Genomic DNA, 11,284 nt, shown 5'->3' with positions numbered 1-11,284 from the left:
AAAACATTTTGAGAAAAATACCGTCAAAAATGTTATCGAACAACTACCAGAATTTAAAAAAATCTAATGCATATAAGTAAGTTGGAGTAAAAATCCCAGTCGATGTGAGCTGTACCCCAAATGTTAGACAATCATCCGACATTTAAACGGTGCAGTTCATTACGTCTAAGAAAAGTTGCTTGCAGGCTAAAAAGTTGCGTCGGGGGTTTTTGGATTCGGCGGCAAAGCCGCACTGGAAAAATTGGTTGTAACTGACTGAGTACATTGGGAAAGTCAGAGTCCGGCAGTCAGATTCGCAATGGAATGCGTTGTTGTGGACAACAACCACCTAAGCGTGGAGAAGAATCAATCGCGCAGTGAGGAACTGGTCAACTGTCAGGGTGATACCAGCTGCCGTTCTGCCGTTAGGGATAAATATCGGCAGGAATATGACAAGGTTCAGGAGCGGATAGCAACGTGTTCAGGCGCTGACCAGTGCGTTGCTGTTGCCAAAGAGTTGCGGGCATTGCAAGGTGACTACAGTGCTCGGATAAGTGAAATTCAGGAAAAAGCCAGAATGCAGGGGCTGGATTCCCTCACACCGGCAGAAGTACGGGAATGGGCAGATTTACGCGGTGCCATGTCGAATATTGACGCATCACGGAATTTAGTGCTCCATCGTGCCCAAGTCACCGGGGGCTCAGAAGAGACAACCCAGGAAATCGTGAAGATTATGGGGCAGACGGGAATTGCTGCGTCTGCGGGAGTGGCCGGAGGGGTCAGTAAAGCTGGAGCAAAAAGCGGTGGAGATGTTGGAAAAGACAAGCAATCGTATCAACCGAATCAGGGAGCGGTTGGGAATATGAAAGAATTCTTTAAACAGAAAGGATTTGGTAACCAAGCGAAAGGAAACTCACAAAAAACTAGTAAGATTTACCAAGGACAGAGTGTCTACAAAGCATCAAATGATATAAGTGATAATATCCGTACAGGCGATCAATTCTATTTAGATGGCCGTCATAAGAACCACTTGGAAGTTTTTGATAAGAGAGGAAACTTTATTCATGTGTTGAATTTGGATGGTTCGATTAATTTAGATAAAACTAAGGCAGCAGCAGCTGAAGGAAGGAGACTCCCAAAATGATTAAAGATCTTTTCTTTGAAATGTTAAATGATAGTTATCATCAACTTTCGAAAGAAATCTCTGAAAGTAATGTCACTGATAACTTATTGATTGATTATGAAAGTGATTTAAATGAAATGTATTTGCTGGATATGCATAGGCTAAAAGAGGCAATTTGTTTATTACAAAAAGCACAGCTTATTGATGATAAAATTACCATGCAAGCCGCATTAGTTTACATTAGAGTGCATTCAATGAGATTGTCCGGTTTTTTTGAGGATATAAAAGATGATTCTGATACTTTCTTAAAAAATTCAGAGTGGCCGAATATACCAGAAAATTATCAGGTGCCTGAGCATTATAACTATCCTAACAAGTAAAGTAGAAATCCTAGCCGTTGTGAACTATACCCCAAAATGTTGGGCAACCATCTAGCTCTAAAGGTGAAGTTCATTATGCCGGACAAAATGGCTTATCGGGCTGAAAAGTCGCGTCAGGAAGTTTTGGGTTCGGCGACCAAACCGCACGGGAAAAAACGGATTGTAACTGACTGAGGGCATTGGGGAAATCGGAGTTCGGTAATCAACTTCGCAATGGAATGCGTTGTTGCGGATAATAATGCCCTGAGCTTACCCAAAGGCATGGCGGATTATGGTCGGTCAGCATCAAGTCTGGCTACCGCTATGTTAAATGAAGGTAAATCCCCTCAAGAGATTTCGGCAGCATTGTCAAAACATGCCAAAGGCGATCACCCGGAAGGACAAGATCCGGTAAGAGGATTATTAGTCGCTTGGGGAGCAGGAATGTCCACGGTAGCAGCACCACTGTTACTACCATCAGGAGCAACAGTGAGAAGTATTTTTGCTGGAGGTATAATCAGTGGAACCGCTAATGTTAGTAATCAATTGACAAATGGCCCAGTGAACATGACTGACGCATTGATAGCCACGGGAACAGGAGCGGTAACACAAGGCAAAGGCTTTTGGTTTACAGAAGTGGCGAGTATAACGGGTGCTTATGTTGGGGCAAAATTGCAAGATAAAAATCCACTTGCACCGGCAGTAGGTGCAGCAGTTGGTAATGTTGTAGGTACTGCTGGAGGAAAAGTAATCGACGTTGGAAATAAATATTTCCCTATAGTATCGGATAAAACGGCAAGTACTATCGGAGCTATTGGTGGTGCTATAGCCAGTGAAGTTACAGGCAGTAAAGTTGAGGATAAGCTGGATAAATCAGGAGGAGCGAAATGATAACTCATTTTAAGTCATTACTGATTCTTCTGTTATTCTGCACAATTATTATGATTATGGTGGTCTTATCAGGATGCCTGTGTGCTGCGATTTTAGTTTATTTGAAAAACGAAACATTCATCTTTAGTTGGCATGATGATGTTGTTTTTTCAGTAAAAAAAGGGGTAGTGACAGGTATACCGACTGGAATAGGAATCTGGATCTTATCCCGTTTGAAAGGAAATCGTGAGAATTAAGACCGTTGCCGTTCTACTGTCAGGGATAAATATCGTCAGGAATACGATAAGGTTCAGTGGATAATAACCATTTAAGCGCCGATAAGAATCGTTCAAATTTCATCATCTTTAAACCCAAGGATTTAATATTGGTACGTCAGTCAACTCAAAATCAATGATATTTCGTGTGACAACAGTCATATCATAAAAAGCTTGGTGATTCGTTGGTACTCTTCAAAAGTTAGCAAGACATGCGCTGGCTTACCGCGATCTGTGATAAACACAGGGCCGTTTTTAGCCGCCTTCTTTGCCCTGCTAACATCTTGGTTAAGCCAAATGCTCCATCACCAACCGCGTAGCCGAAGCCAGCACATCACGACGTGATTCGGCATCTTGCTGAAATTGGGTGAAGTAAACTGCCAGAATCACAGGTGCTCCCTTTGGCGGCCAAAGTATGGCTACATCGTTAGTGGTACCGTAATCACCACCGCCAGTTTTGTCTCCCACTACCCAACCTGCCGGAGCACCAGCACGAATACTCGCATCTCCAGTGGTATTTCCTTTGAGCCAGTCGATCAACTGGTCTCGTTGTGATGCAGCCAGAACCGCCCCAAATGCGATTTTATTCACACTGGCCGCCATTGCTGCCGGTGTTGTTGTATCTCTGGGATCATCAGGAATGGCGCTGTTCAAATCAGGTTCCCAACGGTCAAGCCGGAATGTATGGTCACCAAGGCTTTGGGTAAAATGGTTAATAGCCGCCACCCCACCTAATTCTTTAATTAACAGATTGGCTGCCGTGTTGTCGCTGTATTGCAATGTTGCAGCACATAATTGCGTGATGCTCATCCCCTGATCCAGATGCTTGCGAGCAATAGGCGCATAAGACAGCAAGTCCACCTCGCTGTAATTGATATGTTTTGCCAGCAAGTCCGATTGAGACATACTTTTGTGCAGCACCGCAGCAGCAACTATCAGCTTGAAAGTACTACAGAAAGGGAAGCGTTCATCCCCCCGATACTGGATCGCCTGACCATTTACAGTATTGATCAGCGTCACCCCCAAACGGCCTTTCGCACTATTTTCCAACTCAGCAAGTTGTTTATGCAATGATGAAGGAATCGCACCTGCCCAAGCGGGAAAAGCAAAGTTGACCAATGGAAGAGTAATACCAGCCAATAACAATGAACGCCGCAATGGAGAATGCTTCATATCTGGATCTCGCAAAATAAAATAGTAGAACTACATGAAGAAAGGCTCATTATAGAGATAAAAACATTAAAACAGCATGCCAATTCACGATAAAATACTCCTTTTCTGCTTAAATGGAGATGTTATTTACTGTAACTTGTATGGAATCAATAAAAATTTCATGGACTTACTCAATTGAATGAGTGAATCAACGATAAAGTTTTTCCACCATAATTCACACTAATGAGCAACTGTCTTTCACTTTAAACCGTGTGGAATGATTCATCCCACGGTTTATTTGTTTTTATCATTGCATTGAGAATGACCAGTCATTTACGCATACAAGCAACGATGGCGACTTTATTTGGCTTGCCTGCTTCGGTCAATCTCTTGTAGAAAGCGCAGAGAACGGGGTTAAATCTAATTGCTGTTAACGTAGCCATATATAACATTCGACGCACTATTGCTCTTCCTCCAAAGATTGTTCGTTTTCCCCGGAAGAATCCCGAATCCTGATTAAACGGTGCAACGCCAACCAAGGCACTGCACTAATTTTACGGCGTGTTAACTTACCCAACTCCGGGACATCGGCGATCAAAGTGGCTATTGTGGCAGGACCAACGCCTTTTACTGTCGATAATAAATCGAGTTTGGAACGATGATGGGCCTTGATGTGTTTAGATAACGCCGATTCAATGACCTTAAGTTGTTCTTGTATAAAACTGATCATTAAAGTGATGCTTTCTCGAATTTCTGGATGGCAACTTCCTAATCTTTGGCGCTCCGAGACGGAAAGTGTGACTAATTGGCGACGACATGTGATCATGGCTTGCAGCACTTGTTGCTGAGCAGAGGGCAACACTCTGGTTATTTTATCCCGATCTGTTTGTTGAGATAAAACCAGGGCTAACTGTGCCAGCATTTGGGCATCTATTTTATCGGTTTTGGCTAGATATCCCATTGCCTTAGCAAAATCACGGGCTTGTCGGGGATTGACGATAGCAACAGCCAGCCCTCTGGTCTGTAAAACACAAGCAACGGGCATCTCATAACCACCGGTTGCTTCTAATACAACTAAATCAATCTCATAGTTAGCCAAAGTAGATGCTAGTTGATCATGGCCTTCAGGGGTATTTGGGAATGTCATGACAATTCCCTGTGCACTAAGCGCAATTTCGAGTGAAGCTCTGGCAACATCAATTTTAAGGTTCATCAGGCGCGGAACTCATCGAGGCGCAGGTTCCTTGCCTATAGTGACGCCGGATAGATTTAAGCAAGCCCAAAATTCATCAAAATGAGTGTTGCAAAAACGAGGGTGACCATAGATTTTTACGCTCTCCTGTAACTGGATGGTTGAGGGAGTTGCAGAATATACCATTTATGGTATAGTGTAATTTACGCCATACCAGAAAAGGTATAATCAGGATGGGGCAACAAGGTGAAAAGCCGCTAGTGTGGATTGGCAGCAGCAAGAAAGATTTGCTGGATTTGCCGAAGGACGTGCAGCGCTTCTTTGGTTTTACACTGGACTTTGCGCAGCGTGGCGAAAAGCATGATGCGGTGAAGGTAATGAAAGGGTTTGGTGGCGCCGGCGTTCTTGAAGTGGTCGAGGATGATATAGGCGGTACCTACCGGGCCGTTTACACGGTGAAATTTGACGAGGCGGTCTTTGTGCTGCATGCGTTCCAGAAGAAGAGTAAACGCGGCATAGCGACACCGAAAGAAGAAATGGACATCATCCGCAATCGACTGAAAGTGGCTGCTGTCATGGCCCAGGAGATGAAAAATGAAAGAGAAAACCATTAATGGCATAGAGGTTGAAATCAGCTCCGGTAACGTGTTTGCCGATCTGGGCTTCGCTGATGCCGAAAAACAAAAAATCAAATCTGGCCTGGCCGTTGAGATCATCAAATCTATCCGGCGGCTGGGGCTGACACAAACCACTGCTGGCGAACGTATGGGGATCAGTCAGGCGAAGGTGTCTCATCTGTTCCGGGGCGACTTCTCCAACCTGTCAGAGCGTAAGTTGATGGCGTGTCTGAACCGGCTGGGCTGCGACATTGAGATCACCGTCAAGCCGACCACCGCCGAGACTGGGCATTTAATCTTGGCACATAGCGGGTAAGCTCATATGCCCCTGCTTTGAAACGAGGGGCAAAGAGAGCATAAAAATCTGTGGGGTACTGTGTAAATCGACGATAGAATGAGCAATTAAGTACGTGTTTCATCAGACTCTCTACCATGAAAACTTATATTGTGAAAGTCGCCCTCCGAGGTATCAGTCCAATGGTCTGGCGCCGATTCAGATTGTCAGGCGAGACTTCTTTAGCGGCTTTGCACTATATCATTCAGATCGCGCTGGGATGGCAGGATGATCATCTGCATCAATTCCGTATTTATGGCAAAAATTACGATATTTCCTACTCCGGTGGGATCGGGTTTCCTGACAATCCTTACAAAATCATGCTGAATGATTTTGAATTTGATGCCGGTGACCGTTTTACCTACGAGTACAACTTTTTCGAACACTGGATTCATGATATCCGTATTGAAACGGTTCTCGAAAATTCTAATTTAGCGTCCCCATTTTGTTTGGCCGGAAATAGAATGCCCGACGCGACGTTAGGCGATGAATCTGATAAAACACTGGCATTGCTTGACGTAATTATTCATGCCGATGATTCGACAACGGTTGGAGAGATCCGTCCACTGGAAGGGGTAGTGACCGGGCTACCCGGTCACTACCCCTTCCAGGCCGAACAATCGGTTGAATGAGCTGCTGCCTTGGCCTGAGAATCCCTTCAGTTAACATCCCATTTTGTTGTTATCTGACAACGCAAGGTGAGTTCACCGGAATATTACGTTACTGTCGGCAATCCAGTGAGAGCGTAAAAAAATGTGGGGCATGGATTCGATGAAAGCTGGATAAAATAGTTTAACCACTCAGGTTACGGGGAATTGTGGCGATTGAGTGGTTCTCACTGCTATCTGATAAGCACGCTTAATTGCTTAATTTATAGTGAGTTAAAAAAGTGCCCCACACTAATGAGCTCATTAACGGGCTTAATCCCTTGATGGTTGTCTGACTGCATGATTGTTGCCCGGGAATCGCTGGTCCGGGATAAAGTGAAAACCACTAACCAGATGCAGGCTTTCCTGCTTGAGTTTGGCATCAGTATGCCCAAGGGAATTGCTGTGATAAAACAGCTCTCCACTGTGTTGGGTGAACATGAACTTCCCCCTTATCTGGTACAGGTATTACTGCGGTTACAGGCGCATTATCACTATCTGGTTAAACAAATCACCGAGATTGAAACCGCCCTGTCACAGGAGATTGCTCAGGATGATACCGGACAACGGCTGATGACGATCCCCGGCATTGGCCCTATCACGGCGAGTGTGCTTTCCTCACAACTGGGCGATGGGAAGCAATACGCACACAGCCGGGATTTTGCAGCCTCGACGGGATTGGTTCCCCGCCAGTACAGTACTGGGGGAAAGACAACCTTATTGGGGATCAGTAAACGGGGTAACAAGACACTCCGGCAACTGTTAGTGCTATGTGCCCGAACGTTCATACTGCATATCGAGCATAGAAAAGGCAAACTGGCTGACTGGGTTAAGCAGCAACTTGAACGAAAGCATTCTAATCTCGTGGCCTGTGCGTTGGCTAATAAACTCGCCCGGATAGCCTGGGCTATTACGATACAACACACGGTATTTGTTGCCTGAAACTGACGTCATTGTGAATCTATTTAACGATTACCCCACTGGTTTTGCGAAGACTGATAATTGATGACATGAACGGCCTACCGGCCTGATGAGAAACCTGGCATAAAAATTGGCTCCTTGAAGCTGGCACACTTTTAAGGTTCATCAGGCGCGGAACTCATCGAGGCGCAGGTTCCTTGCCTATAGTGACGCCGGATAGATTTAAGCAAGCCCAAAATTCATCAAAATGAGTGTTGCAAAAACGAGGGTGACCATAGATTTTTATATACCCAATAGATTTCAATTTGCAGCGCGTCGGCAAGAGAATGCATCCCCAAGAGCATAGATAACGATGTGACTGGGGTAAGTGAACGCAGCCAACAAAGCCGCAGCTTGAAAGATGAAGGGTATAAATACTAAATCAAATTAATAAATCCCCTTTATAGTGGCATGAACTATTGCCATCCATCATTTACTCCATTTTTAATCTTGTTCTCCAGCTCCCTAGCACTGCTGCAACATTTATTCAACATAAGTTACACAAAAATATCAAATCTTCATGATGGCTCACTAATTTATAAATTATCAGATAATTAAACTTTAAATCAACTGTAGCAATCTATACTTACCTAGTTCGTTAATATTTTTAGAACACTCTTTTAACCTTATTTTAACCTTACAAGGATATGCATCATGGGTGTTTTTCAGTATAAAGATTTTGATGACACTACTTCAAAAGAGTTATTTTCCGACGCTAAAGCTATTTCCGGGTATGCTTATCATAATCTGGGGAGTGGATTTGCCGAGGGATATTACAATTACGGTTTTGGCTTAGGGATGCCATTAACGTTATTGAAGGCCATTATCGGCAGTACAACCTCACAAGGCATCACGCCTAAATTGCCCTGGAACCCAGATTCGGAAAAACAAGCACGAGATAACCTTAACGAAGCCGGATGGTTTACTATCAGTGCTGACGAGTTAGGCTATCAGGGTAAAACAGATGCCCGCGGTACCTTTTATGGCGAAAAATCAAGTCACTCCACAGCCCAAGCGGAAGTGATGGGGAAATATGATGCCGACGGCAATTTGATTTCTATTGGCATTGCATTTCGTGGCACCAGCGGCCCACGGGAAACAATAATCACCGATACATTCGGTGACATTATCAACAATGTGTTGGTCGGCTTAGGAAAGACAGAATATTCGAATAACTATACACCAAACGCTTTTGGTCGGTTGTTGGATCATGTGGCTAATTACGCTAAAGCTAATGGCCTGACTGGCAGTGACATTGTGGTCAGCGGTCATAGTTTGGGAGGATTAGCGACGAACAGTATGGCGGAAGCCAGTAATGAAAAATGGGGTGGATTCTACTCCCAGTCTAACTACATAACTTTCGCTTCACCATCACAGTATGAGAAGGATGGCAAGGTGTTGAACGTGGGATATGAAAATGATCCCGTATTCCGCGTATTGACGGGTACCAGCGTCACTTCGTCATCACCCGGCGTACATGATGCACCAAAGGATTCTGCGACAAATAATATTGTTAACTTTAATGATCACTATGCTTCAAACTGGTGGAATGTATTGCCTTTCTCTATTGCTAACCCATCAACCTGGGTTTCGCATGTAACTCCGTTTTACCAGAGCGGCATGCAGCGCATTATGGATTCAGTATTTTACGACCTAACTCATAAAGATTCGACTATTGTTGTCAGCAATCTTTCCAACGTCTCTCGTGTAAATACCTGGGTACAGGATTTAAACCGAAATGCTGAGAAACACACTGGCAGTACTTTTATTATCGGTACCGACGGCAACGACCTAATTAAAGGAAGTAAAGGAAACGATTATCTGGAAGGACGCGACGGGAATGATATATTCCGTGATGATGGCGGATTTAACATTATTGCCGGCGGGAAAGGCCATAATACCTTTGACTTACAGAAGTCGTTAAAAGGTGCGGAAATAGCCTATGACAAAGCGGGTACATTGTATCTGCGCGATGCACAAGGTGGTATCACCATTGCCACCGATATCTCCACAATAAGAAGCAAAGAAAGTACCTGGCTGTTTTTCACCAAAGAAGTAGATTCTCAAGTCAGAAACGACGGTTTGTACTCCTCCAATAAGGGGTTAACGAAATACTCTAATTCAGTAACCGGCAACGACGGGGATAATACTCTTACAGCAAAAACCTCCGGCTCTTGGTTATTCGGTCTGGATGGTGACGATACTCTGATCGGCTTCGGTAACAATAATGTCTTTGTTGGCGGTGAAGGTAACGATGTGCTGAAAAGCCAAGGCAATAACAATACCTTCCTGTTCAACGGTGAATTTGGACAAGATATCATCTATGGTTACAACAAAACCGACAAACTGGTGTTCCTGGGTACCAAAGGTAGCAGTGATGAAAGTAGTTATCTGGATCACGCCTCTATAGTAGACAATAATCTGGTGTTTACCTTCGGTCAAAACTCCGTCACTTTGGTTGGCGTCAGCATGGATAGTCTATCCGCAGATAATATAATACTGGCATAACATAAAAATCATGCGATATCCCTATCCATAGAGTGGCCATAAAAAATGGCCACCTTTTGAGAATTCCCTTAATCTTCAACGATAAAATAGAAACTTCTACTTACTTTCCGCGGCAATATGTTCTGCCAATAATGTGTGGCTCACAGCATATTTCGCCTGCCATGCTTTGGGGTTGATCAAATAATGTTGCCGGAAACGTTTAGAAAAATGACTTGGACTGGAATAACCCACCGCAGTGGAAACCTCAATCACACTCATCCCTTTTTTCAATAAATCTTCCGCCGTGATCATACGAACGTTTTCCAGATATTGATGGAAAGTACGGAAAACAACAGCACGAAATCCTTCTTTTAATTTCCGCTCATTCAAACCAACTGCTTTCGATAATGATTTTATTGTCCAAGGGTAATGATAATCGCTGTTAATTATTTTTATTGCATTATAAACAGCTCGACGCTGCAAACCGTTAATCACATTATATTGACAATCATAAATTTGAGCCGTCACACAAGCGAGTATCTCTAACGCCTTCGCCTTTAAATAAACCTTCCTGACATTACCATTTAATTGACATTCTTCTATTTGATTGACTATCTGCATAAAGGGGGGATAGATAGGACGAGCCATCATCAAGACATCACTGTAGCTAGCATTTTTCTCAAAACCCGCAGTTAATTTGGTAAAACAGGGCAACTCCTGAGCTTCAATTTCTTTCAGAGAAAAACGGATATCGAGAATATGCCACGTTCCACGGTTAAAGAAACTCATGCCACGCGTCATCTTAGGTGAATAGAAAAATACCATTGTTCCCGGATTAATATCCAAAACATCACTGTTCTCAATCGCCATTTTCCCCTTCCCACTTAGAATAAAAGCAATTGATACGTTTGGCGGCTCCTCACAATATTCTGTGAAATCTTTGTTAAGCTCAAAACGAATTCGGTTTATGTGAATTCCGTCAGATAATTTCTCAGTTAACAACGGAGGATTTGTGTTGTTTTCCTCTACCTGTAAGTGCATACCATTGCAATAGTCAGCAGTGAAAACTTCCAATTTTTTGTTATAGATCGTCTTCATGAGATCCCCTGTAAAATTAGCATCAGACATCATTTCAAAATTTAAGCAAAGCGAGTCTCTTCCATATACATGGTTTTTCAGAGTCGTGAGCATCAGAAAAATACAGATTTCGGTTTCTACTACTGCGGTACTAAGAACCGTATTTTATGTGCACATCAGGATATTATGCTTTTATAATATACATAGGCAAT

At 43.5% G+C, this 11,284-nt stretch carries 10 protein-coding genes and 3 pseudogenes; 9 read left to right on the top strand and 4 right to left on the bottom strand.

All coding sequences use genetic code 11. The features are described 5' to 3' along the window. Window positions 1–298: 298 nt before the first annotated feature. From EAE89_RS08310 to EAE89_RS08295, 4 genes are all read left to right on the top strand, one after another. Window positions 299–1,123 (top strand): hemolysin BL-binding protein, encoded by an 825-nt coding sequence (locus EAE89_RS08310; RefSeq protein WP_214085673.1) that lies wholly within the window; start codon window positions 299–301, stop codon window positions 1,121–1,123. Then, entirely contained in the window at window positions 1,120–1,482 is a 363-nt protein-coding gene (locus tag EAE89_RS08305; RefSeq protein WP_052105887.1) for a hypothetical protein, read from the top strand. Before EAE89_RS08310 ends, EAE89_RS08305 begins: the two co-directional genes overlap by 4 nt. Window positions 1,483–1,695: 213 nt before the next feature. Beyond that, entirely contained in the window at window positions 1,696–2,352 is a 657-nt protein-coding gene (locus tag EAE89_RS08300) for a hypothetical protein (protein ID WP_214085672.1), read from the top strand. Continuing rightward, window positions 2,349–2,588 (top strand): hypothetical protein, encoded by a 240-nt coding sequence (locus EAE89_RS08295; protein ID WP_054478557.1) that lies wholly within the window; start codon window positions 2,349–2,351, stop codon window positions 2,586–2,588. The genes EAE89_RS08300 and EAE89_RS08295 overlap by 4 nt, the downstream gene beginning before the upstream one ends. Before the next feature lie 191 nt (window positions 2,589–2,779). On the opposite strand, the pseudogene EAE89_RS08290 reads toward EAE89_RS08295, so the two are convergent. The 3 genes and pseudogenes from EAE89_RS08290 to EAE89_RS08280 all read right to left on the bottom strand — a co-directional run. Continuing rightward, window positions 2,780–2,905 (bottom strand): annotated as a pseudogene (locus tag EAE89_RS08290) (type II toxin-antitoxin system prevent-host-death family antitoxin); the annotation flags it as partial. Continuing rightward, window positions 2,895–3,779: a class A beta-lactamase gene (bla, locus tag EAE89_RS08285; RefSeq protein WP_054478555.1), complete on the bottom strand. Its 885-nt coding sequence runs from the start codon at window positions 3,777–3,779 to the stop codon at window positions 2,895–2,897. The gene bla and the pseudogene EAE89_RS08290, both read right to left, overlap by 11 nt. Before the next feature lie 242 nt (window positions 3,780–4,021). Beyond that, window positions 4,022–4,971: pseudogene (locus EAE89_RS08280) on the bottom strand (IS110 family RNA-guided transposase). 212 nt (window positions 4,972–5,183) lie between these two features. On the opposite strand from EAE89_RS08280, the gene EAE89_RS08275 reads away from it, so the two are divergent. From EAE89_RS08275 to EAE89_RS08255, 5 genes and pseudogenes are all read left to right on the top strand, one after another. Continuing rightward, the gene (locus EAE89_RS08275; RefSeq protein ID WP_054478553.1) at window positions 5,184–5,564 is read left to right on the top strand and encodes a type II toxin-antitoxin system RelE/ParE family toxin; all 381 of its coding nucleotides are present in this window, start codon (window positions 5,184–5,186) and stop codon (window positions 5,562–5,564) included. Continuing rightward, window positions 5,545–5,883, top strand: coding sequence for a helix-turn-helix domain-containing protein (locus EAE89_RS08270; RefSeq protein WP_054478551.1), 339 nt, complete (start codon window positions 5,545–5,547; stop codon window positions 5,881–5,883). Before EAE89_RS08275 ends, EAE89_RS08270 begins: the two co-directional genes overlap by 20 nt. A gap of 116 nt (window positions 5,884–5,999) precedes the next feature. After that, window positions 6,000–6,533: a plasmid pRiA4b ORF-3 family protein gene (locus tag EAE89_RS08265; RefSeq protein ID WP_214085671.1), complete on the top strand. Its 534-nt coding sequence runs from the start codon at window positions 6,000–6,002 to the stop codon at window positions 6,531–6,533. Between the two features lie 327 nt (window positions 6,534–6,860). Continuing rightward, a pseudogene (locus tag EAE89_RS08260) lies at window positions 6,861–7,490 on the top strand (IS110 family RNA-guided transposase); the annotation flags it as partial. 672 nt (window positions 7,491–8,162) lie between these two features. Further along, window positions 8,163–10,016 carry a polyurethane esterase gene (locus EAE89_RS08255; protein ID WP_054478544.1) on the top strand — a complete coding sequence of 618 codons (1,854 nt, stop codon included), beginning with the start codon at window positions 8,163–8,165 and terminating at the stop codon, window positions 10,014–10,016. 96 nt (window positions 10,017–10,112) lie between these two features. On the opposite strand, the gene EAE89_RS08250 is transcribed toward EAE89_RS08255, so the two are convergent. Beyond that, window positions 10,113–11,093: a helix-turn-helix transcriptional regulator gene (locus EAE89_RS08250; RefSeq protein WP_214085670.1), complete on the bottom strand. Its 981-nt coding sequence runs from the start codon at window positions 11,091–11,093 to the stop codon at window positions 10,113–10,115. Window positions 11,094–11,284 lie beyond the last annotated feature (191 nt).

It is taken from the genome of Photorhabdus heterorhabditis (assembly GCF_018448905.1).
Lineage (GTDB): Bacteria > Pseudomonadota > Gammaproteobacteria > Enterobacterales > Enterobacteriaceae > Photorhabdus > Photorhabdus heterorhabditis.
The sequence above is the reverse complement of the archived record's forward strand: the minus strand, read 5'-3'. Positions and strand labels throughout refer to the sequence as shown.